Source organism: Bacillus sp. CCB-MMP212 (genome assembly GCF_022748145.1).
Lineage (GTDB): Bacteria > Bacillota > Bacilli > Bacillales > Bacillaceae_G > Bacillus_A > Bacillus_A cereus.
The window spans coordinates 413,248-437,126 of the sequence record NZ_JALDQE010000004.1 but is presented as its reverse complement, the minus strand read 5'-3'; the positions used below and the strand labels follow the sequence as shown (position 1 = coordinate 437,126).

The following is a 23,879-nucleotide window of genomic DNA, read 5'->3' as shown; positions in this document are numbered from 1 at the left end:
CATACGTGTTTTTTTCATAAAATATAGCTATTACATGCATTTATCCAATACTCAATCACTTATCCTCTTCGACCAGTCATACTTTTAAAATAGTACGTTCCCCATAAATAACGAGAGAAACAAACAAAAAAAGTTATATTGATAATTACCTCTCACCCTTTTCATCATTTACTACAACAAAAAAGGCGAGCATCGAATTTGCCTCGATGCTCGCCTTTTCATTTACACTGCTTTTTCTTTATCTGTTACCGCTGACTTATCCCAGCACTCTGTATTCGTTAAACCAGGAATAGAATCTGCACTGAAGACTGGATCTTTTCCTTGTTTCTTTTGCCTTACATAGTCTGCTAATGCTGCATACGCAAATCGGCCAAGAAGTGTAATCGCAATTAAGTTCGTGATTACCATTAGACCCATAAATAAGTCTGCCATATTCCATACAACTTGAAGCGTCGCAACAGAACCGAATAATACCATTCCAACTACCGCAATACGGTAAATTGTTAACCACGTTTTGCTTTGCTTAATGAATTCAATATTTGTTTCACCATAATAGTAGTTTCCTAGAAGTGAACTAAATGCAAATAAGAAAATAATAATCGCTAAGAAACTGCTCGCCCATGGGCCAATTTGTGAACTTAATGCATTTTGTGTTAATTCAATACCTTCTAAATTCGTTGCTTTATATGCACCAGAACATAGTACGATAAACGCTGTTGATGTACATACTAAGAATGTATCTACTAATACTCCAATTGTTTGAATAAAACCTTGTTTCGCTGGATGCGTTACATCAGCTGTTGCTGCCGCGTTCGGCGCACTACCCATACCTGCTTCGTTCGCAAATAATCCGCGCTGAATACCATATTTCATCGCAGCACCGATACCGCCACCTACAGCTGAATCTAAACCGAATGCACCTTTAAAGATTTCCGTAAACACATCTGGTATTAAATAGAAGTTTTTAATGACAACAAAAATAGCTACTGCAATATAAATAAGCGCCATTGGCGGAACAATCATTTCCGACATACGTGCAATACTTTTTACACCACCAAAAATAATAACCCCAACTAATGCAGCTAATACAATACCAACAATATAACGCTCTAAGCCAAATGCATTTTCAAACGCTAATGTTACTGTATTTGCTTGTACTGAGTTGAAAATTAAACCGTAACTAATTGTAATCAGAATAGAGAACCAAATCCCCATCCAACGTTTATTTAAACCTTTTTCCATATAATAAGCAGGACCACCGCGGAAGCCACTGCCATCTTTTATTTTATAAATTTGCGCAAGCGTACTTTCTACGAAACTTGAAGACGCACCGATAATCGCAATAACCCACATCCAAAATACAGCTCCAGGTCCTCCCATAGAAATAGCTAACGCTACACCAGCTAAGTTCCCGATACCAATACGAGCTGCAGAACTCATACAAAATGCTTGGAACGATGATACGCTGCCCTTTTTACGTGTCTTGCCAGTTAGTCCATCACTCATTAAACGAATCATTTCCCCTAAATGAGTAAGTTGTACGAATTTTAATTTAATAGAAAAATAAAGCCCTAAACCAATTAACATTGCAATAAGAATATATGACCAAAGAATTGTATTCGTTGATGAAATAAATTGCTCTAAAATATTCATACAATTAACCCCCTCCTTTTCTCCATAAAACGAATTATATTTAAAAAACATTCAAAAATCAACATTTTTCGACAATTTGCAATTTCCAAATATTAGCCAGGTTCACAGTAACAATATCTTTATGACTGACTACCCTCCCTCTAACTGTGCATACTAAAACAAAAAATAAATTCACAAACAACCCTATTGACAAAAATACCAACCTGTAACTATAATGATTACAACAGGTTGTAACAAACCTAATTACAACAAATTCATTTACTTTCAGATATACACTTTAACAAAACACTTTGGAGGGATTTATTATGAAAATCGGAATTATCGGAGCAACTGGTAAAGCAGGAAGTCGTATTTTAAAAGAAGCATTGGATCGCGGACATGAAGTAACTGCAATCGTAAGAAACGCTGCAAAAATTACAGAAGACAATGTAAAAGTTTTAGAGAAAGATGTATTCTCTCTTACATCTAACGACCTGCAGGCATTTGACGTAGTTGTAAATGCATTCGGTGCTCCAGCAGGCGAAGAACACCTTCACGTAGATGCAGGAAACGTACTTATTGAAGCTGTGAAAGGTGCACCAAATACAAAATTACTTGTAGTTGGCGGAGCAGGAAGCTTATTTGTAGACGAAGAAAAAACAACACGTGTATTTGATACACCAGGTTTCCCGGGCGAATACCTTGCAACAGCTCAAAACCAAGGTAAAAACTTAGAAATCTTGCAACAAACAAATGATATCACTTGGACATTCATCAGCCCTTCTGCACTATTCGCATTAGGAAAACGCACTGGTTCTTACAAATCTGGCAAAGACAATCTTCTTGTTAACTCAAAAGGTGATAGCTACGTAAGTTACGAAGACTTCGCAGTTGCAGCACTTGATGAAATCGAAAACCCAAAACACGTAAACGAACGCTTCACAGTAGTTTCTGAAGCTGAATAATAAAAAAAGCTCGTAAAACATTATGTTTTACGAGCTTTTTCTTATTATTGCACTTGCTCTAATCCATTTTGAGTAATCTTAAAGGATATTTCTTGCCCCTTCATCGCATCCTCTTTTTTAACGAACTCATTCTTTTTGTACCAATTCAAACGACTCGGTTCCGCATGATATACTTTCAACACGTCTCCATACTCAAATGCCGTTCCATTTACTTGCCCAGCAAAATTCTTTGAAGTCTCTTGTCCTTCTGCCGTTACATGCTTTTTCTCATTTCCATTTTGATCATAAATCGTAAGGCCTATATACTGCTCATTTACAAAGCGATAATGAATCTCCTCATTTGTAAATGTTGCATGTAATTTCTTTTCAGCGTGGTTTAACGTAACAATTGAACGTGTTACATTCGACACACCTTGATATACTATGCTATCTCCATATGTAACTTCCACAAATACTTCTGTCACTTTCTTATTCCCAAAGCGATCTTTCGTTTCTACTTTTGCTTTTTGTTCACCAATTTTTGTTGTATCCGGTTTCTCTACAAATCCGAGTACTTCTCCATCTTTCACTTGAACAAAGTCTTTCGCATCTAATTTTTCAGCGTCCGTTCCGATTACTACTTTTTGTGGGACTGCTGTTACTTCTTGTTGCGCTTCCATTCTCTCGAAACCTTTTTCCGTTAATTTAAAGTACAACTCTTGTTTTCCTTTACCGTTACTTACAAACTCATTTTTTTGATACCACTTCAATCGATCTGATTCTGCATGATATACCTTAATAACATCACCATATGCGAAGTCTACACCATTTAACTGTTCTGCAAAGTTTTTCGAACTCTCTTGCCCTTCTGCCGAAATAACTTTCTTTTCATTTCCATTTTGATCGTATAGCGTGATTCCCATATATTTTTCATTCGCAAAACGATAATGAACTTTAGCATCCGTAAATGTTGCCTGTAGCTTTTTCGTATTATGATCCGCAGTTACGATAGAACGCGTATTATTACCATCACCTTGGAAGACTAAGCTATCGCCATAAATTACTTCCAATGGTACTTCCGTCACTTTCTTATTTCCAAAACGATCTTTCGTTTCTACTTTCACTTTTTGTTCACCGATTTTTGTTGTATCCGGTTTTTCTACAAATCCAACTACTTCTCCATCCTTCACTTGAACAAAGTTTTTTACATCTAATTTTTCAACGTCTGTTCCGATTACTACTTTTTGTGGGACTGCTGTTACTTCTTGTTGCGCTTCCATTCTTTCGAAACCATGCTCTGTTATTTTGAAATATAACTTTTGTTCTGCTTCCCCTTTTCCCTTACCTACAAACTCGTTATTTTGATACCAGTTTAATCGTTCTGATTCTGCATGATACACTTCCACAACATCACCATATGCAAAGTCTATACCATTTAACTGTTCTGCAAAGTTTTTCGAACTCTCTTGCCCTTCTAGCGAAATAACTTTCTTTTCGTTTCCATTTTGATCATATAGCGTGATTCCCATATACTTTTCATTCTCAAAACGATAATGAACTTTAGCATCCGTAAATGTTGTCTGTAGCTTTTTCGTATTATGATTCACAGTTACGATAGAACGTATCGCATCACCATTGCCCTGGAAGACTATACTATTTTCGTAGCCAACATTCACTAAAACTGGAATTAAATTTTTATTCCCTTTTTCATCTATAATTTCTACTTTTACAGTTTTTTCTCCAATTCCAGGTTTATCTTGTATAATTACACCTGTTACTTTTACACTTTCTCCTAAATTTTGTACAAGTTCGTTTGCTTTTTTCTCATCATATGTAGTACCAACTGCTATATTTTGTATTTTTGTATCATTTGGCTCACCATATGGAACTTCATATAGCTCAGTTTGTTTTTCTCGAATTGGATTACTATCTGTCGATAACCATATTTCTTTTTCTAATTTAGGTAAATTTAATCCCTCTATTTTCTCTCTTGTATCATCATTTGGAGTTAATCCCCATTTTTCAAAGAAAGAAATTAAATTTTGTCCAGCTGCTTTGGACGTCATATAAATAAACATCTGCTTTTTCTCTTCATCAGATTGAGGCATTTCTACATCATGTAACATACGGTACATTTGGTGCAGTTTCGGATAGAATTGATCTCCATAAGCTAAATGCAGCTGCCAAAACATAACTAATTTCTCGAATACCCCCATTTTCTCTTGCGCATCCGGTTTACCTAAATATGCAAATGCAGCTTCATAACGCCCTTCTTTTTCTAATCTCGTTTTATGCCCAAATGTAGTTTGAACCGCTAAAGAATAAATATTAACAGTTACCTCTCCAAGCCCATTCCATAACCAAGGATCCTGCTGATGTTGATGACCTAATTCATGCCAAGGGCCCCATCCATTAGCATTTAATTCTTCTACATCTAATACTGGTTTTAAACTTCCTTTTGAATAGGCTGTTCTATACTCCATAGCGTACATATGAGTTTTTGTATACCAATCTTCCACGAAATGAATATAATGTTTGCCCCTATTCGTAGCACCTACACCATCTTTTGATAAACCTGATATTCTACTTTCTATATTAATGATTTCATCATGTTTCTTTAGTAACTCAGTTGGATCTGCTTGCTTCAAATGTTCCTTCACAGTTTCAGGGTGCATAGTCAATAAACTATTTTCCCCCTTCATCTCTATTGCATAAGGGTTAGGATTCTCTGCCAACATACGCTTCCAATCTTCTGTCGTATGTTTCCCTAAAATAAATAAAGGATTTGTACTTCCACCTTTCTCCACTTTAGCAGTTATTTCACCTGAATCATTGTAATTATAAAAGTACAATAACCCACCCTTTGGAGAAGAAATTTTGTTCTCACCAGGATTTAAATTAAATTCGATAGGTCCTCCTAATACATTTTCATTTTTATAAGAATATGTACCAATATAAGCTTTAATTTGCTGATTGCCACCTACTTGAATAACTATTTCTTCACCTGGTTTTGCATAAATACCTGTTGGTTCATATGGAGAAAAACTAAATTGACGTTTATGCAAGTCACGTATCTCTTTCACGTCACCTTTTGGCAACAATTGATACACTCGCTCTTCTTGCTGTTTCTCCATATTTGCAAGTGACATCTGTGCATACACCCTAGGCACTTCAAGACCATATGGTGTTAATAACGTAGCTAAACAAACACCAGCTACTAATACCCTACTCTTTTTCTTCTTTGACATAATCTGTGTCCTCTATTCTTTTTTTAGACAAACCATCCTACATATATCCATTTAATTAAAAATCCTATTATCTTTATAAAAACATTTAATGTACAGACTAAGATCTCTCGCACCTATATCTATTACTACCGCATCCCTTTCCACATATTCACTTTCTTACATTGTAAAGCTTTTATGTATTGTATCCTCCTCACTTCTCTACTTGTGACGAGTTCTCTTTCTACATAAAAAAAGAATAGTAATAGATATTTTTCAGTCTTGTCATCTATACATCTAAAAACATGAGCGACAATAAAATCTTACATTTTCTTCATATATGACCATCTATAGGTAGTTTTTTCAACTGAATTTTACATGCTTTTTCCTACATTTGATAGACTTCAACCAAGAATAATATTACAATTTTGTGAATAAAAACCTATCATCTTAACGTTACGATTAATCGTATTTAATATTATTTCAAAATAAAAACCTATCAAAAAGACGCTACTCTTTTTGACAGGTTTTTATTAGTTCAGTATACGTTTCATTATAAATCCTTTTCCATTTATCCATTCACCTTCAATTTCACCAGTTAAATGAAATCCAATTGATTCATATAATTTTTGGGCAAGTCTATTCTCTGGATGTATACTTAAATATATAACTTTTCGATCATATTCTTTTTGTAAGTATTCTATTAGCAAATGTAATAATGGTTTTGCGTAACCTTTACCTTGGCAATTACTATCAATCATAAATTGATTTAAATATACAGCCTTCTCTTTTTCTTCAAACCAACCGTACATCGCATATCCGATTGGCGTGTCACCATCATAAAACCCTAATGAAGCAGCATCGCCTTTATATTTCGTATCAACATCGACTAAACATTCTGCAACTGTACTTTCAATAAATTCAAGCTGTTCTCTGGTTACTTTCAAATTAGCAATTTCATTTCGATTTTCATTCGTTATTTTATAAATATGAAGAGCCATAATTCTCTCTCTTTCTAATTTCTCATTTTCATTATACTTTACAGTGGTGTAATGAAGCCAAAATAAACTAATTCTAACTCTTTTCGCGGCAAAAGTTCAAACGAATGAAAAAGCATTGGCATACGCCAATGCTTTCTCATTATCTCTTTTGATTCGGTTTATGCGGTTCATTTGGAGTATATGGCTTATTTGGAGCCTCAGCCTTTTTCCAACTTACCGCTAACTCTGGACTTGTTTTTTCTTCACTACGCTCAAGTAATACTACTGCATTTTGAATAGTCGGTGTACCTTTATGCGCAATCCCTTGTAATTTCGTTAAATTTCCTGATACTTTAAAGCTAAATCCACCAGCTGGTGTTTGTTTCGGAATTAAAATGCGGAACTTTTCTCCTACATTAAATTCTGTTTTTGTTTCGCCTTTTTCATTTGCAAATTTCACGCCCGCTGGTGCACCTGTTGCTTGCACTTTATACGTTCCGCTTTTTGCATTTGTTTCTACTGTATATAAGCCTGTTTCAAAGAAATCATTTTTTAAGACTGCTTCTTGTTCTTCTGTAGGAGTTACACTCATCGTAATTTCTTGTAGTTCTTCACTAGCACTTGCTTTTGCAACGATATCTTTCGTTACCTTTTCTACATTTTTATTACGGAAGTCTAAATCATTAACATCAATTTGTTTTAACGCATTCCACACTGCAAGCTGCGTTGCGTAATGCGCCTCTCTCCAATCAGATACTCCTAATTCTTGTGGACTCTTTTGTGGATATCCATTCAATAGTACACGGTACACATTAATATCCACTTTCCCCATTTCCGGTAAATCTTGACCGCTTGGAGATTTCAAATCTACATTTAAGCAAAAAGCAATTTTGCCATCTGCCGTTTTAATAAGCTCTGTTCGAATTGGCTTCTTCTTGGACTTACTATAACTCCAATCCATTTCATACTTTGTATGGTCCATCACTTCTGCGAATGCTTTTTGAAGTGGGAATAATACAAATAAGACACTTAAAAACATAGCTAAAAGTTTGAACGATTGCTTTATATTCATGTTTACAGCCCCTTAATAACAAACTTAATACTAAGTAGTATTTAATTAGAAAATATTTTTATGCAAAAAAAAGAGCGCATAAAAGCACTCTTTTTTCTTTCTTACTTTAATCTTAGAAATCGAAGTTATCAGGATCTGGACCAACGCGGTGATTTTGGTTTAACGCATCGATTTTTTCCATGTCTTCTTTTGTTAATTCAAAGTTAAATACATCAGCATTTGCAATAATGCGGTGTTCTTTCGTTGATTTTGGAATTGTAATTACTCCGTTTTGAAGATCCCAACGTAAAATCACTTGTGCTGTTGTTTTACCGTGTTTCTCAGCAATTTCTTGTAATGTTTCATTATCTAATAATTGACCTTGCATAAGTGGTGACCATGCTTCCATTTGAATACCTTGTTCTTTACAGAAAGCTTGTAGTTCTTTTTGTGTTAAACGAGGGTGGTATTCTACTTGGTTAATCATTGGTTTAATTTCTGCATCTTTCATTACATCTTGTAAGTGATGGATTTGGAAGTTACTTACACCAATTGCACGTACGCGCTTTTCTTTATAAAGTGTTTCTAGCGCTCTCCATGTATCTTTATATTTTCCTTCTGAAGGCCAGTGAACAAGATATAAATCTAAATAATCTAGTCCTAATTTTTTTAAACTCTCTTCGTATGCAGCGATTGTTGTTTCATATCCTTGATCTGCGTTCCATACTTTTGAAGTAATAAATAATTCTTCTCTTGCAATACCAGTCGCTTCAATACCTGCACGAATTCCTTCACCTACAGCTTTTTCATTTCCGTAAATTGCAGCTGTATCGATGCTGCGGTATCCTGCTTTAATTGCTGATTTAATTGCTTCTACAAGTTCTGGTCCTTCTTCTACTTTAAATACACCTAAACCGAACCAAGGCATTTCTACACCGTTATTTAATACTGCTTTACTTTGTAAGTTTTTCATTTTATTTTCTCTCCTTTTATTTTACTTGATCTCTTTTTTCTAATGTCATGCTCCATGCTGTTAAAATCACGGCACCTACTACCATAAGACCGCCTACCCAAGCAGTATGGATTAATCCTAACGAATTCGTTACAAGGCCACCTATATAAGAACCTAAAGCGATTCCTCCGTTAAATGCGGCAATATTAATTGCTGAAGCAACATCAACCGCACTTGGAACAAAGCGCTCTGCCAATATAACTACATATACTTGTAGCCCTGGAACATTCATAAATGCGAATAGTCCCATGAAAATAATTGTGATTAATCCAGCTACTTTAAATGGCGCTGTAAATGTTAAAACAAATAATATGATCGCTTGAATAAAGAACATGTAAAATAGCGCTCGAATCGGATTATGATTCGATAATTTCCCGCCAACCATATTCCCTATCGCAATTGCGATTCCATACACTAATAAAATGATAGTAACGGTACTTGCTTCAAATCCTGTTACTTCTTGTAATAGGGGTGATAAATACGTAAATGTTACGAATGTACCACCGTATCCAAGTGCAGTAATAATGAAAACAAGTAATAGTCTTCCATTTTTAATCAATTTAAATTGATCACGAAACGATACAGGTACACCATTTTTTAAATTAGATGGGACGAGTATACTGTTTGCGATGAAAGCAATAATTCCAATTACGACAATCGCCATAAATGACGCTCTCCAGCCAAACTCTTGACCGATAAATGTTCCAATTGGCACACCAGTAATAGTCGCAACTGTTAATCCAGTAAACATAATCGCAATTGCGCTAGCACGTTTATTCTCTGGTACGATTGCAGCTGCAATTGTAGATCCAATTGACATAAACACACCATGTGCAAACGCGGATACAATTCTTGCGATAATTAATACAGTGAAGCTTGTTGCTACCGCCGCAATGCCATTACCAATAATGAAAATAACCATAATCCACATTAATAATGTCTTTCGCGACATACTAGCCGTTAACGCTGTTAAAACAGGAGCTCCTACCGCTGCTCCTAACGCATATAAGGAAACCGTTAAACCGGCTGTTGTAACCGAAACATTTAAATCTTTTGAAATAGATGGTAGTAAACCGACACTAATAAACTCGGTCGTACCAATCCCAAACGCACTAATTGCTAGCGCTAATAAAGCAAACATACTTCTTCGGCTCGTCTGAGCTTCCGAAGATGGTACTGTATATGAACTCAATTGAATTCCTCCTTATTACAAGAAATCCAATCATAATAGTATGATAAAAAGGCCCTTTTATCTTCTAAAAAATATATTTCATACTTACAAATGCTATTATGAATGGTTTCATTCCTTTTTTGAAGAACGCACTTTAAAGTACGATAGGCACTAAAAAGTAACATAGTCACTTTTTGGTACCGTACTACTCATTTGCCTCTTACATGTGCTATTATGAAACATATTTAACATAATAAAAAGTACGTACTTTAAAGTGCTATAGGTACTAAAAAGTAACATTTGTATTATTAAACTTACTTTACTCAAAAAGGGAGGGGTTCATATGAAGAAATACAATATTCCTGTAGAGGCGACTTTAGAAGTTATCGGCGGCAAATGGAAAGTTGTGATTCTTTGTCACTTAACGAAAGGTACAAAGAGAACGAGTGAATTAAAACGCTCAATGCCTGGTATTACACAAAAAATGTTAACGCAGCAATTACGTGAATTAGAAGACGACGGGGTCATTCAAAGAAAAGTATACAACCAAGTCCCACCGAAAGTAGAATATTCTCTTACCGACTACGGTTGGTCTTTAGAATCCATTCTTGACTCTCTTTGTTCTTGGGGCGAATGCCATCTTGAAAAAGAAGGTAACACATCGATGCTAATTGCAGAAGGTGAATAATAGGAAAAAGGAAAAAACGAACATGAATTTGTTCGTTTTTTCCTTTTTTTCTATATATATATGTACATTTCTAACTGAAACAAAATATTTTATACGCTTTCATACCTTGTCAGCACTACGTTATACACTCAATATCAAATAATTAGGAATCATTTTTATGTTAACATAGGTGTATATAGTATATAATATAGGATATATATTATATACACTTTCCGGTAACGGAGCTTTTCCATTATGCGGACAAGCCATATATCGGACAGTTCATAAATAATAAGTAAGACGTTATGGTTTTAGATTTATGTTTGCAGCTTACTTGCTGTCATAAATTTAAAGGCATTTTATTGTGTTTTGTGAAACTTTGCATAAAGTTTCGTAAACGTTTACTATCTTACTTATAAAAAATAAGAGTATTGCTATCGTAAAGGAGAATTGGAGATGCCAGAAACTATGACTCAAACAAAGCCAGAACAAGAAACTGTACAAATTTCTGCTAGCCAAGGACAACTTGATGTACTTGATCAGTTGTTAAAACCTGAGGTACAAGAATCATTAACAACACTAGTAGAACAGCTTCCAAAATTAACTGAGCTTGTTAACATTTTAACTAAGTCTTATGACTTCGCTCAAACTGTTGCTACTGATGAAGTATTAAAAAGCGACACTGTTGGTGCAATTACAGAGCTTGTAGAACCTGTAAAAGATACAGTGAAAAGCATGGCGGCAACTGCAATCGAAGCGAAAGATCGTGCTGACGAAAGTACTGAAGTTATCGGCCTATTCGGTCTATTAAAATTACTAAAAGATCCACAAGCACAAAAAATGTTCCGCTTTGTGAACGCATATCTTCAAATTAGTGCAGAACGTAACAATAAATAATTTAACTTATAACAACAATTAGTAAAGACGGGGGATATCATACTATGTCAAAACAAATTGTCATCTTAGGCGCTGGTTATGGCGGTCTTCTTGCCGCTTTAAACGTACGTAAATATTACAGCAAATCAGAAGCACAAGTTACAGTGATTAACCAATACCCAACACACCAAATCATCACTGAATTACACCGCCTTGCAGCTGGTAACGTGTCTGAGCAAGCAATTGCAATGCCACTTACAAAGCTTTTCAAAGGTAAAGATATCGATCTTAAAATTGCAACAGTTGAGTCATTCTCAGTTGATAGCAAAGAAATCAAACTAGCTGGCGGCACTACTTTATCTTACGATGCACTTGTAGTTGCTTTAGGAAGTAAAACTGCTTACTTCGGTATTCCAGGACTAGAAGAAAACAGCATGGTATTAAAATCTGCTGCTGATGCAAACAAAATCTACAAACACGTTGAAGACCGTATTCGTGAATACGCGAAAACGAAAAACGAAGCTGATGCTACAATCGTAATCGGTGGTGGCGGATTAACTGGCGTTGAGCTAGTTGGTGAGCTTGCTGACATTATGCCTAAACTTGCAAAAAGCCACGGCGTAAATCCAAAAGAAGTTAAACTTCTTCTTGTTGAAGCAGGTCCAAAAATCCTTCCAGTATTACCAGACCACTTAATCGAACGTGCAACTACTAGCCTAGAAGCACGCGGCGTTACATTCTTAACTGGTCTTCCTGTAACAAACGTTGCTGGCAATGAAATCGACTTAAAAGACGGTCAAAAACTTGTTGCTAACACATTCGTTTGGACAGGTGGCGTTCAAGGTAACCCATTAATCGGTGAATCAGGTCTTGAAGTTAACCGTGGACGTGCAACAGTTGATGCATACCTACAATCTACTTCTCACAAAGACGTATTTGTTGCTGGAGACAGCGCTGTTGTCTTCTCTCCAGACGGTCGTCCATACCCACCAACTGCACAAATCGCTTGGCAAATGGGTGAGTTAATTGGATACAACTTATACGCAGCACTAGAAGGCAAAGCATTCGAAGAGTTCGCACCTGTAAACTCTGGAACACTTGCTAGTCTAGGACGTAAAGATGCGGTTGCTACAATTGGAGCAAGCAATACTCCACTTAAAGGCTTACCAGCATCATTAATGAAAGAAGCAAGTAACGTTCGTTACTTATCACACATTAAAGGTCTATTCAGCTTAGCTTACTAATCTGAATATAAGCCCGAATCATGCCCAGCATGGTTCGGGCTATTTTTATCCGTAATTTTCTCTAACTTATTTATTCGGCAAAAGAATAATATAACCCTTTTAATTATCTAAATTTACTGATTATTTTATGTCCAAATTGTGTATACGAAAAGATGGAAGTATTCTTCCTACTCCCATCCTTTCACACAAACTATTCGCCTAACTTCACAAGGCTGTAGTTCTTCTTCCCTTTACGAATAATAATAAATCTGCCATCAAATGAATTTTCTACAGTAACATCCGTACCCACATCTGTTACTTTCTCACCATTCATAGAAATCGCACCATTATTAATGTCTTCGCGTGCTTGGCGTCTAGATGGTTCAATTCCTAAATCGACTAGCCACTCTACGATGTTTTTCGTCTCTTTTGAAGACTGGAACGTTGGCATTTCTTTAAAGCCTTGTTCAATTTCATCAGCTGTTAACGATTTAATATCCCCGCTAAATAACGCTGCTGTAATCTTCTCAGCTTGTAATAATGCCTCTTCTCCATGAACGAATTTCGTCATTTCTTCCGCTAACACTTTTTGCGCTTCACGTTTATGAGGTTCCGCTTCTACCTTCGCTGCTAATTCATCAATACGCTCTTTCGTTAAGAACGTAAAGTATTTCAAGTATTTAATTACGTCACGGTCATCTGTATTTACCCAGAACTGGTAAAATTCAAACGGTGTCGTTTTTTCAGGATCAAGCCAAACCGCACCACCTGCTGATTTACCAAACTTCGTACCGTCCGATTTTAATAATAACGGAATCGTTAATCCGAATACTTTCGCCTCATGACCTTCTAACTTACGAATTAAATCTAAACCACTCGTAATATTTCCCCACTGGTCACTACCACCAATTTGAAGTTGAACATCCTCTTTCGTGTATAAATGATGGAAATCCAGCGCTTGCAAAATTTGGTACGTGAATTCTGTGAAAGAAATACCTGTATCTAAACGGCTTGCTACAATATCCTTCGCTAACATGCTATTGATGCTAAAGTTTTTCCCGTAATCACGTAAAAACTCAATAATATTTATTTCATGTGTCCAATCATAGTTATTTACCATCTTCACTTCGCTATTTCCGCCAAAATCAAATAGCTTTTTCATTTGTGCTGTTAACGCATCTACATTATGCTGAACCACTTCTAACGTTTGAAGTTGACGCTCCGATTGTCGTCCACTCGGATCACCAATTGTTCCTGTTGCCCCGCCAATTAAAATAACAGGATGATGGCCAGCTAATTGGAATCTCTTCATCATCATAAACGGAATCAAATGTCCGATATGCATACTATCACCAGTCGGATCAACTCCGCAGTATAGTGAAATCTTTTTCTCTTCTACTAGCTTACGTAAACCTTCTTCGTCAGTCTGCTGATTAACGGCGCCACGCCATTCTAATTCATCAATAATATTCATCTTTTGTCATCCCCTTTATTTTTTAAAAACAAAAAAGCCCCTATGTCTACGATAGACATAGGGACGATTATTCACCGTGTTACCACCCAGTTTGCATAAATAGCATAGCTACTCATACCACTCTTAGCAATAATATCGATTGCTAGTCCGCTTAGCATTACCTAAGATACTCCAGAGTGTAATTCGCAAGTTTGTTTGTGCTAGGTTCCAGCAACCCCTAGCTCTCTCGTTAACAGTGACAAACTGCTACTGGGCTCTTTCAACGTATGTTATTTGTTAAATTATTAGCATTATATTGAATTGAAAACAAATTGTCAACAATACCCAAATATTATTTTAAAATAATTCATATCTTCATACGTATTTCGTTATTCCTTATCTTCTCCAATAATCCTTACTTCTCGCTCTAACTTCACGCCAAATTTCTCTTCAACTGTCTTTTGTACGAAGTGAATTAAATCGATGTAATCTTGTGCTGTTCCGTTATCAACATTCACCATAAATCCAGCGTGTTTTAAAGAAACTTCCACTCCACCAATTCGCTTACCTTGTAGTCCTGAGTCTTGAATCAACTTACCAGCAAAGTTATTTGGTGGACGCTTAAATACGCTACCACATGAAGGATATTCTAGAGGCTGTTTTGACTCACGCTTAAACGTTAAATCATCCATTTTTGCTTTAATTTCTTCACGTACACCTTCTTCAAGTTCAAATCTCGCTTCAAGAATAATGTAATGGTTGTTAGCAAATACACTCTTACGATATCCAAATTCAAATGCTTCTTTCGTCAAAGTACGTAGCTCTCCATCACCTGTCATTACAACAGCTTCTGTTAACACAAACGATACTTCACCACCGTAAGCACCAGCATTCATATATAACGCTCCGCCAACTGAACCTGGAATACCACAAGCAAACTCAAGACCCGTTAAGTTATGGTCTAAAGCAATACGTGATACGTCAATAATTGCTGCACCACACTGTGCTACAATCGTCGTTCCTGTTACAGTAACACCTGTAATATGAATTAAACTTACTGTAATCCCGCGAATTCCACCATCTTTAATAATGACATTCGATCCATTTCCTAAAAACGTAACTGGAATATTATATTCGTTCGCATATTTGATAACTTCTTGAATTTCATCATAATTTGTAGGCGCAACAAAAACATCTGCTTTTCCGCCAACTTTAATATGCGTATGATTCTTTAACATTTCATCTTGTTTAACATGTCCTTCAGGCAATACCGTACTTAAATATTTATAAACCTCTTGCATATTCATTTTACGATTCCTCTATTTCTATATTCATTTTATCCCGTTATACGGGCCCATAATATCCCCACGTACATGAAAGAACCTAAAGTGGTGGATACAGTGTACCCAAAATCAATTCGAGACACCTATAAACCTCTTAATTTATAAGAGGTGCCACTCATATTAAAATATATATTGCATAATAAAGCAACCCAAATGGACTACTAAACTTGACATGTCATCAGAAAGACAACAATTTGTAAAATATGTGACTTTTTCAAAACACTATCCCTCAGTATCTTACTATACCATACAAAAAGAAAGTGGTATTTTTTTGTACTTTTTACTTTATTTACATCAATAAAAAAGAGCACATCCGACAGAATGTGCTCTTTCTATACTCTTTATATTACTTTTCGTTCTCTTCTTTTTCTTTATCAAACCATAACAGCTCATCGTTATCAACTTCACCATTATAATTGATTAAAATTTCTTCTCCTGCTTTTATATCTTTATAAGCAAAGAAGTTAAACGTATGGTTCTCGAAGACAATATCATACGTTGCATTCGGTTTATATGAATGATTAAATAACATACCGTATCCTAAAAGGATTGCCGTATGATTGATCCCATACTCAAATGCGTAGTCAGCAAGTAACGTTTTCTCAATATGTTCATGCTGTTCATTCGGATAAGAGATAACTGGTGCTGCGTGTATCAACTCACCCTTTTTAATATCACGAGTTGCAAATACACCTCTATTAAATTCTCCATCACTAAGTTCAGAAGTCTTAACTTCGATCATATGCGTCACCTATATAATTCTTTCTTTGAAGTATTTTATTCCGCTATTTGCGGATAGCTTGATTGGTGAGGGCTAATAATCAGTATGTACTAGTCTCACTTTATCTCCTTAAGCTTGGCAGAAAACGCGCAGAAAAGCAATTAAATTCCTATCAAGTATTCGTTTCAATGAAAAAAGAGCACATCATTTGTGCTCTTTCCAAGCAATATTACTTTTCTAAAATATCTTCTAACAACTTCACTTGCTCGCTAACAGTTTGTAACGTCTTCACTGACGTATCATTTCGATGTTTTTCTTCTTCCACACTCGCTAGCACTTCTTCTGTAGCTGTAGAAGTTTGCTGAATTACGTTAGAAGCATGCGTAACATCCTTTACGATATTCGTCGTTTTAACTTGGAAACTTTCTTGATGAACAACAACCTCTCGCATTACTTCATTAATCGCATCAATAAACTTCCCTAAATCAGTTACGTTTGTTAAAACGCTTGCTAACATTTCGTTACACTCTTCTTGTACTCTTTCTGACTTCTCTACCTGCACTTCTACCTTACTTGCTTGATTACTAAACTCCTTCAAAATCCCTTGAATTCTTCCCGCAGAACGATTTGATTCTTCAGCAAGCTTTAACACTTCACTCGCTACAATAGCAAAACCTTTTCCATGCTCGCCTGCCCTGGCAGCTTCAATATTTGCATTTAAAGCTAGCAAACTCGTCTGACTTGAAATATTCGTTATTACATCTACAATTTCATTAATTTGTTTCGATTGCATCATTAAATCTCTAAATATAATTCCAGACTGTGAAACAACATCATTTAAACTTCTCATGTTAGTTTCAAAATTTCTTAGAGTATGTACACTACCTTTTGAAATTTCTAAGCTTTCATCCACACGAGCCGATGCAGTTCTTACTTGAGAGATGATTTGTTCAATATTTCCCTCCATATCATTCAATACTTCTACCGAACGATACATCATCTCTGATTGTGATTGCGTACCAACTGCCACCTCTTCAAAGGCAAAATTAATTTCACTCATCGATTCCATCGACGTGTTCATATTTTGTCTTAAATGATTGAAATTACTATCTAGTTTCAAAACTGTTTCTTCAATAAGTCTTTGCGTCTCTTCTAACTCCTGAGCTTTTCTCATTACTTCTTGCTTCTCATCACTTAAACGAAGGAGCAGATTAGAACCGATTTTCGTGACGCCCCACATAGCGATTGTTACAATCGCTAACAAACTTGCGAAATTAGCAGCTTCAGATGAGGCTGTATAAGCAAAAAATTGCTCCGGCCAATAGCTACAAAGGATAAATGTGATCACAACAGCTACCCCGCCAAGAATTAAAATGAGGCGCTCACTTAAGTAAATAAGTGAAACAGCTAATGTAAAATAGACCATTTGAAATACAGCCGGGCTTTCATTAAAAGCTTGTACCATAATGTAAGACATTGTAAGCAACATAAATGTCATGATATATTTATACGCTGATTCCATACTTTTTATAAAAGTAAAAAGCGTTCCAAATACAACGACAGAAATACCACAAATCCAAAACGCTATTGCTCTCTCTGTAAAAATATATCCATAATACCCAATCGCGATTATCCCAAGGAAGAAACTACAAATCGTTATAAACAGTAATAAATGATTTTTCTGTGATTCTTTCTCAAGGTTAGAAAAACAAGTCCTCTTTAACCACTCCATATGAAGCCCCACCTTCTACTTATACATATCAATTACTTCAGTTTAAATACCGCACTTACTGGGTTATGATCGCTATTTTCAAACTTTAAATCTTTCCCTTGTACATTTACGATCTCTACATTCGGTGAAACGATAAAGCCATCAATAATAGTGACGAAATTTTCACCTTCTACATATTTCTTTACATCATCTCTCACAGTCATAACAGACGGATCTACAGCCCACTTAAAGCCACCGTCCGTAAAGTCCTTCGGTAACTCTACTAACCACTCAGGACGCTCTTTCACGAACTTCGGATCACTTAATTGAGCGTTTGAAACTAATTGATTCCAATCTCCGCCCATTATTACGTAATCACCATTTTCATAATGCTTGTTCATATATTCTTTTAAATACTCTACTTGCTGTTTTCTAATTTTCCCGCCTTCATCATAAGCAGACAAATGTAAATTTACGAGTCTAACATGTTTCCCATTATTAACAGGGATTTTATATTCCACAATTGCTCGATCTAAATCAAACAAACGCTTTGGCCAAGGCTCCATTCCAGGAAGCTGGAACCTCTTCGCTTCTTGAACAGTGTATTTAGAAAACGTACTTAATCCAGCCTCCGCATAGCCCATTGGATTTGTTATTGGCACTGGAACCCATTTCGTATCGTAGTTCTTACCAAATGATGAAACATAATCAGGTAATCCTTTTTTCAAAAATTCATGTTCATTTACATCAAATGAACGAAGTGACTTTATATCAACTTCTTGTAATAGTGCAAAATCACTATTCTCATTTTGTAAAAACGAAAGCATATTCTTTAAATTAGTTTCCGTTTGCTCTTTACTACTTGAACCAGATCCCTTTCCACCATCCATAAAGAAATCTTGGTCCTTATCTAACCCAGCATATCCAATATTAAATGTTGTAACTTTAAATTCATTTCCAGTCGCTAATACGCGCTCCTTATTATTCTCCACCTTCAAGCTTATAACATCAGCAGGCTGTTCTTTAGTAAGTGTCATATACGCTAGAAATCCTCCTACAATGCCCGCTACTACTAAAACACATATAAATACGATTTTTAAAAATTTCTTCAAATAAATGACTCCTTTTCACGCGAATTTATTTTTCTTTATTTTCAGTCAAATAAAACAAAACGACACACATAAGAAACATTTTATCATAATTAAAACCGTATATCACTATATTTAGTTGATAAGTAATCGATCCCATTTTAATTACTAAAAAAAACCTTCAGGCATCAAAAAAAGAAACGTTACACCCACCTCCTCACTGGAAATTAAACGGTATATTTAGTACACTATATGTAATAATCATAGGCGATGGAGTTCGCCATAAACGCTGCTTAGCTAATGACTCCTACCAGTATACATACTGGTAGGAGTCTATTTTTTTGAGCAAGCTATTTAAAGAGGTGAGAAAATTGATTTATATTATCGTCGGCATTGCCGGTATATTAGGAGCTCTTTCTCGTTATTATTTAGGTCTTAATATCTCCACATTTTGGCATCATTCATTTCCATTAGCAACATTACTCATTAACTTAATCGGTTGCTTCTTCTTAGCGTGGCTAACTACTTATATCGCTCGGCTAAACATCTTACCTTCAGAGGTTATCACAGGCATCGGGACTGGATTCATCGGTTCCTTTACGACTTTTTCAACATTTAGTGTAGAAACTGTGCAATTGATCAATCATTCTGAGTGGAGCATAGCCTTCTTATATGTATCATGTAGCATACTTGGTGGCCTCATTATGTCTGGCCTTGGCTATACACTTGGAGATTTCTTAATTAAGAAATCTCTTACGGAAGGTGATTACTCATGATAGAAGCTTTATTAGTCGCAACAGGAGGATTTTTCGGTGCGATTACACGATTTGCAATTAGCAATTGGTTTAAGAAAAGAAATAAAACACAATTTCCAATTGCTACATTCCTTATTAATATAACAGGAGCATTTTTACTCGGATATATAATTGGCAACGGAGTTACTACAGGCTGGCAACTATTATTAGGTACTGGATTTATGGGCGCATTCACTACATTTTCTACGTTTAAATTAGAATCTGTTCAGCTTCTCAATCTTAAAAAACCGTACATCTTCCTTTTATATTTAAGTGCTACTTACATAATTGGTATCCTCTTCGCATTCCTTGGGATGAAGCTAGGTGGAATATAAAAAAAGCGACTCTATTGAGTCGCTTTCTTTCATAAGAAATATGTCCCGCCATATGGAATGGAAAATAAACCAGCTGGATGTACATCGTAATGTACAATTTGCATCGGAAGCTGTGAATACGGCATATACTGACTTTGCATCATTTGTGCTGCTTGTGCTTGCTGCTGCATGTGAATAGCCTGATACACAGCATGAATTGTTCCCTGTGCCCCTGCCCAAGTAATAGCCGATCCTACTTGTCTTCCATTATAAAAATGATGGTTCATCATGATTCATCTCACTTATTCTTTTTTTCCATATGGTATGTTTCTATTTCATAGTGAGTGTTTTGTCCCTATTGGTAGCCCCTATCTATTGCCCTTTTTCAGCTTTGAAGTAATAAATCCAAATAATGATACACCAATGCCACTAAGGAACAATACATAACTTATCGGTACTAGGAAAAAGAAAGGTTCTTCAAGGAATCCATCCGCTCCTACTTTACTGTTTGAAGCATGTATAGTTAAAGAAATAATCGCTAAAATCATGAAAGAAATAGCTACTACGTATTTATTTTTCATTTCACATTCTCCTCTACTTATGTAATTCTCCTTAAATCGTTAACATCATATTATCTAAAATAACATTAACAGTCAATAACTATTTATCGTTTAACAATAAATAGTTATTGACTAGACTAATAACAAAAAGGTTTACGAAGCATCTTAAATCACTTCACAAACCTTCTAAATTATAAATATTTACACTTCAAACCTCTTGCTTAATACAATATACATTGCGCAAAATAACACGAATATCCCAGCATAAATTAACAAAATCTCTACACTAAGCATATCCGACAACGGACCAAATATTATCATTCCTAAAGGAAGCGCGCATGAATTCGCAATTTGTACAAGGCTGAACATCCGTCCGTGCATCGATGGTTCTACTTTCTCCTGCAATAACACAGTAACTGGTGTATTGAAGCACGGCATTGTTATACCAATTAAAAAATTAAATACTAAATACATAATAAATATCGGTGCTATTCCGAGTCCAATCATAAGCAGTCCATATAAAGCACAAGCTAGCGCTGTTGTATACATACGATTACGAAAGCCACCCCACGCCGCAATCAATACGCCACCAGCTGCCGCACCCGCACTAAAGGTCATCTCACTAGCAGTAAGTCTCCACATTTCGCCCCCGAAAGAACGAGTTACCATTAAAGGTGTTAAAAAAGCAGCTGGACTTATTAAAATCATGACGATAATTAATAAAACGATTAGCCTTTTAATGAATACATTTTCTTTTAAATAAGAGAATCCTTCTTTAATTCCTTGTAGATTAGATTTTTGCTTATTCTCTACATTCACATGTCCTTCCACCTGAATGATAAACATAATACTAATTCCAATCATAGCCGTAATAACATCAATAAAAAATGTTGTTTCAATGCTGGCAATAGAAAGAATCGTCGCACTTGCTGCTGGAGAAAGAAACATAATTAAAGATGTAATACTGCTATTTATTCCATTTACTTTCATAAGATACTCTTTCGGAACGATTTGCGGAATTAATGCATTCACAGCTGGCGTTTGTACTCCTGTTCCAGCTGAACGAATGAGTAACACGATAAAAAGTAACCAAATACTTTTATATCCTGTTAAAAATAAAATTGCTAAGACTAACGTCGCAATCGCTATAATTCCGTCCGATAACATAATCATCTTTTTACGGTCATAACGATCAATCCAAACACCTGCAAACAAAGATATCGCAATTTGTGGTAGGAAACCGCAAACAGTTGAAATAGTCAACATCACTCCTGATGATGTTGTAAGGGTGATATACCATATAATCGCGTATTGCACGAGAGAGGAGCCGAACAACGAAGTAGTTTGAGCGGTCAAAAATAATATAATTTTCGTTTTCCAATTGTTTTCACTCATATGTTTCACACCCCCTTAACTAATCCTGTCTCTATATGAAAGATGCTATCTGCCCAATCAAGATAAAAACTCGCTTCGTGAGATACGAGTATAATGCTGCCCTTAAAATTAATTAGCGCCTTTTGCAAAGCTTCCTTCGCTTCTGCATCTAAATGATTTGTCGGCTCATCTAAAATTAAGAAGTTACACGGTGATAGTAATAATCCGCACAGTTTCACCTTCGATTGTTCACCACCACTTAACGTACGAATTTCTTGCGAAACGTGCGTATCCTTCACACCACACGCAGCTAAATGATGGCGTATTTCCTTCATATTCAGTTTAGGAAACTGCTCTGAAATAATTTGAAGCGGCGTTAAAGAATCATTGCTCCAATTTAAATCTTGCTCATAATATCCAATCTTTAGTTGCTCTGAAAAGTGAAACTCTCCAGAAATACTAGCAATATTTCCAACGATTGTTTTTAATAAAGTAGATTTCCCTACTCCATTGAAACCTGTAATAACAAGTTTTTGCCCACCCATTACTGAAAAATTCAACTTTGGTAAGAGAGCGAAGTCGTAACCAACTTCAAGGTTATTTACTTCAAAAACTGTCTGAACTGAAATGGGAAGTTCCTGAAAATGAATAGACGGTTTATGAGTAAAACTTGGTGGCGCAATTCTTTCCATACGCTCCAATTGTTTTCGACGACCTTGCGCTATTTTTGAATTCACCCCAGCAATATTTCTACGAATATACTCTTCCGTTTTTTCAATTTTCTTTTGCTGTGCATAATATTGGCGAATGTAATCTTTTCGCAAATGCTCCTTCTGCCTTACAAAATCTGAGTATTTACCGTAATACTTCTTAACTGTTCCGAACTCTACATCACATATGCAAGAAGTTACTTTTTCCAGAAAATCAAAATCATGTGACACTACAATAAACGCTCCTTCAAAATTCATTAAATAATTAGCAAGCCACTCCACATGCTCCTTATCAAGAAAATTCGTCGGTTCATCTAGTAATAAAATATTAGGCTCTTCTAATAAGAGCTTCGCTAAAATTACCTTTGCACGCTGCCCTCCGCTTAATTCACCAATAACACGATCCATCCCAATTGCATCAATACCTAAACCGGCTGCCACCTTATTCGTAATACTGTCTACTGAATAAAAATCACGAGCCTCAAGCTGCTCTTGCATTTCAGCCGCTTTTAGTAGTTGATTCTCATCTCCAGTCATCGCACTTTCTTCATATAACTTGTTCATTCTCTTTTCCATTTCATACAAATCATAAAAAGCTCTCTTTAAATATTGTGAAATGGTATAACCCTCATCAATTTCAGCGTATTGATCAAGATGCCCAATTTGAATATTAGGTTGCCACTTTATGTCTCCCTTATCAGAAATAATTTCCCCCACCAATATTTTCATTAATGTGCTTTTTCCTGCACCATTCTGCCCAACAATTCCCATATGCTCCCCTTTATGCAAATCAAAAGAAGCATTCTCGTATAATACTTTATCTATAAAACTATGTGATAAACTTTCAACTTTAAGTAAACTCATTTTTATTCCTCTTTTCCTGAAATTAAAAAAAGCAGAGAGATAGCGTCATTCGACACTAGCCCTCTGCTTCGTGTTTTTTCCTATACTACTCCAATTTACGGTAAAGACTCATCGGAATAATATACACAAAGGGCCATAGACAAAGCATTGTCTATGGCCCCTTAATC

General features: G+C 35.7%; 21 protein-coding genes, 1 riboswitch and 1 other annotated feature. Of the genes, 6 read left to right on the top strand and 15 right to left on the bottom strand.

Annotated features, from left to right (window positions below):
• Positions 1 to 222: 222 nt before the first annotated feature.
• Positions 223 to 1,653 carry an alanine/glycine:cation symporter family protein gene (locus MRP26_RS13950; protein WP_016123726.1) on the bottom strand — a complete coding sequence of 477 codons (1,431 nt, stop codon included), beginning with the start codon at positions 1,651 to 1,653 and terminating at the stop codon, positions 223 to 225.
• Positions 1,654 to 1,958: 305 nt separating this feature from the next.
• Here MRP26_RS13950 and MRP26_RS13945 point away from each other — a divergent pair, with 305 nt between their 5' ends.
• Positions 1,959 to 2,597: an NAD(P)-dependent oxidoreductase gene (locus MRP26_RS13945; RefSeq protein WP_075717273.1), complete on the top strand. Its 639-nt coding sequence runs from the start codon at positions 1,959 to 1,961 to the stop codon at positions 2,595 to 2,597.
• Between the two features lie 44 nt (positions 2,598 to 2,641).
• On the opposite strand, the gene MRP26_RS13940 is transcribed toward MRP26_RS13945, so the two are convergent.
• From MRP26_RS13940 to MRP26_RS13920, 5 genes are all read right to left on the bottom strand, one after another.
• Positions 2,642 to 5,824, bottom strand: a complete 3,183-nt coding sequence (locus MRP26_RS13940) for a putative mucin/carbohydrate-binding domain-containing protein (protein WP_242806211.1) — start codon at positions 5,822 to 5,824, stop codon at positions 2,642 to 2,644.
• Between the two features lie 509 nt (positions 5,825 to 6,333).
• Positions 6,334 to 6,801, bottom strand: coding sequence for a GNAT family N-acetyltransferase (locus MRP26_RS13935; RefSeq protein ID WP_098390374.1), 468 nt, complete (start codon positions 6,799 to 6,801; stop codon positions 6,334 to 6,336).
• A gap of 139 nt (positions 6,802 to 6,940) precedes the next feature.
• Entirely contained in the window at positions 6,941 to 7,852 is a 912-nt protein-coding gene (locus tag MRP26_RS13930; protein WP_242806210.1) for a thioester domain-containing protein, read from the bottom strand.
• A 112-nt stretch (positions 7,853 to 7,964) separates the two neighbouring features.
• Positions 7,965 to 8,804 (bottom strand): aldo/keto reductase, encoded by an 840-nt coding sequence (locus MRP26_RS13925; protein WP_000793526.1) that lies wholly within the window; start codon positions 8,802 to 8,804, stop codon positions 7,965 to 7,967.
• Positions 8,805 to 8,820: 16 nt separating this feature from the next.
• Positions 8,821 to 9,984 (bottom strand): MFS transporter, encoded by a 1,164-nt coding sequence (locus MRP26_RS13920; RefSeq protein WP_168410432.1) that lies wholly within the window; start codon positions 9,982 to 9,984, stop codon positions 8,821 to 8,823.
• 373 nt (positions 9,985 to 10,357) lie between these two features.
• Between MRP26_RS13920 and MRP26_RS13915 the strand changes: the two genes are divergently transcribed.
• The 3 genes from MRP26_RS13915 (at position 10,358) to MRP26_RS13905 (ending at position 12,801) form a co-directional block, all read left to right on the top strand.
• Positions 10,358 to 10,702, top strand: coding sequence for a winged helix-turn-helix transcriptional regulator (locus MRP26_RS13915; protein WP_000760481.1), 345 nt, complete (start codon positions 10,358 to 10,360; stop codon positions 10,700 to 10,702).
• A gap of 435 nt (positions 10,703 to 11,137) precedes the next feature.
• Entirely contained in the window at positions 11,138 to 11,578 is a 441-nt protein-coding gene (locus MRP26_RS13910) for a DUF1641 domain-containing protein (protein WP_001115310.1), read from the top strand.
• A gap of 44 nt (positions 11,579 to 11,622) precedes the next feature.
• A complete protein-coding gene (locus MRP26_RS13905; protein WP_000043199.1) occupies positions 11,623 to 12,801 on the top strand; it encodes an NAD(P)/FAD-dependent oxidoreductase in 1,179 nt (392 codons plus the stop codon).
• Between the two features lie 190 nt (positions 12,802 to 12,991).
• Here MRP26_RS13905 and tyrS read toward each other — a convergent pair whose 3' ends face one another.
• From tyrS to MRP26_RS13880, 5 genes are all read right to left on the bottom strand, one after another.
• Positions 12,992 to 14,254, bottom strand: coding sequence for a tyrosine--tRNA ligase (gene tyrS, locus MRP26_RS13900; protein WP_075719252.1), 1,263 nt, complete (start codon positions 14,252 to 14,254; stop codon positions 12,992 to 12,994).
• Positions 14,255 to 14,310: 56 nt separating this feature from the next.
• Positions 14,311 to 14,526: a binding site (T-box leader), on the bottom strand.
• A 96-nt stretch (positions 14,527 to 14,622) separates the two neighbouring features.
• A complete protein-coding gene (murB, locus tag MRP26_RS13895; protein ID WP_001057106.1) occupies positions 14,623 to 15,540 on the bottom strand; it encodes a UDP-N-acetylmuramate dehydrogenase in 918 nt (305 codons plus the stop codon).
• Between the two features lie 382 nt (positions 15,541 to 15,922).
• Complete coding sequence (locus MRP26_RS13890) at positions 15,923 to 16,318, bottom strand: SET domain-containing protein (RefSeq protein ID WP_000573647.1); 396 nt, start codon at positions 16,316 to 16,318, stop codon at positions 15,923 to 15,925.
• 208 nt (positions 16,319 to 16,526) lie between these two features.
• Positions 16,527 to 18,029 carry a DUF4077 domain-containing protein gene (locus MRP26_RS13885; RefSeq protein WP_078400849.1) on the bottom strand — a complete coding sequence of 501 codons (1,503 nt, stop codon included), beginning with the start codon at positions 18,027 to 18,029 and terminating at the stop codon, positions 16,527 to 16,529.
• Positions 18,030 to 18,061: 32 nt separating this feature from the next.
• Positions 18,062 to 19,120, bottom strand: a complete 1,059-nt coding sequence (locus MRP26_RS13880) for an endonuclease/exonuclease/phosphatase family protein (RefSeq protein ID WP_074618689.1) — start codon at positions 19,118 to 19,120, stop codon at positions 18,062 to 18,064.
• Positions 19,121 to 19,353: 233 nt separating this feature from the next.
• Positions 19,354 to 19,413: riboswitch (Fluoride riboswitch) on the top strand.
• A gap of 54 nt (positions 19,414 to 19,467) precedes the next feature.
• Between MRP26_RS13880 and crcB (MRP26_RS13875) the strand changes: the two genes are divergently transcribed.
• Both crcB (MRP26_RS13875) and crcB (MRP26_RS13870) read left to right on the top strand, forming a co-directional pair.
• Positions 19,468 to 19,872: a fluoride efflux transporter CrcB gene (crcB, locus tag MRP26_RS13875; RefSeq protein WP_069356665.1), complete on the top strand. Its 405-nt coding sequence runs from the start codon at positions 19,468 to 19,470 to the stop codon at positions 19,870 to 19,872.
• Complete coding sequence (gene crcB, locus MRP26_RS13870; RefSeq protein WP_000568579.1) at positions 19,869 to 20,225, top strand: fluoride efflux transporter CrcB; 357 nt, start codon at positions 19,869 to 19,871, stop codon at positions 20,223 to 20,225. Before crcB (MRP26_RS13875) ends, crcB (MRP26_RS13870) begins: the two co-directional genes overlap by 4 nt.
• Before the next feature lie 29 nt (positions 20,226 to 20,254).
• Here the strand turns inward: crcB (MRP26_RS13870) and MRP26_RS13865 are convergent, their stop codons facing one another.
• The 4 genes from MRP26_RS13865 to MRP26_RS13850 all read right to left on the bottom strand — a co-directional run bounded on the left by MRP26_RS13865 (position 20,255) and on the right by MRP26_RS13850 (position 23,712).
• Entirely contained in the window at positions 20,255 to 20,494 is a 240-nt protein-coding gene (locus MRP26_RS13865; RefSeq protein WP_029443564.1) for a DUF3947 family protein, read from the bottom strand.
• Between the two features lie 78 nt (positions 20,495 to 20,572).
• The gene (locus MRP26_RS13860) at positions 20,573 to 20,785 is read right to left on the bottom strand and encodes a DUF3955 domain-containing protein (RefSeq protein WP_242806209.1); all 213 of its coding nucleotides are present in this window, start codon (positions 20,783 to 20,785) and stop codon (positions 20,573 to 20,575) included.
• A gap of 180 nt (positions 20,786 to 20,965) precedes the next feature.
• Entirely contained in the window at positions 20,966 to 22,159 is a 1,194-nt protein-coding gene (locus MRP26_RS13855) for an MFS transporter (RefSeq protein ID WP_197242277.1), read from the bottom strand.
• A gap of 5 nt (positions 22,160 to 22,164) precedes the next feature.
• A complete protein-coding gene (locus MRP26_RS13850; protein ID WP_197242278.1) occupies positions 22,165 to 23,712 on the bottom strand; it encodes an ABC-F family ATP-binding cassette domain-containing protein in 1,548 nt (515 codons plus the stop codon).
• Between the last annotated feature and the right edge of the window lie 167 nt (positions 23,713 to 23,879).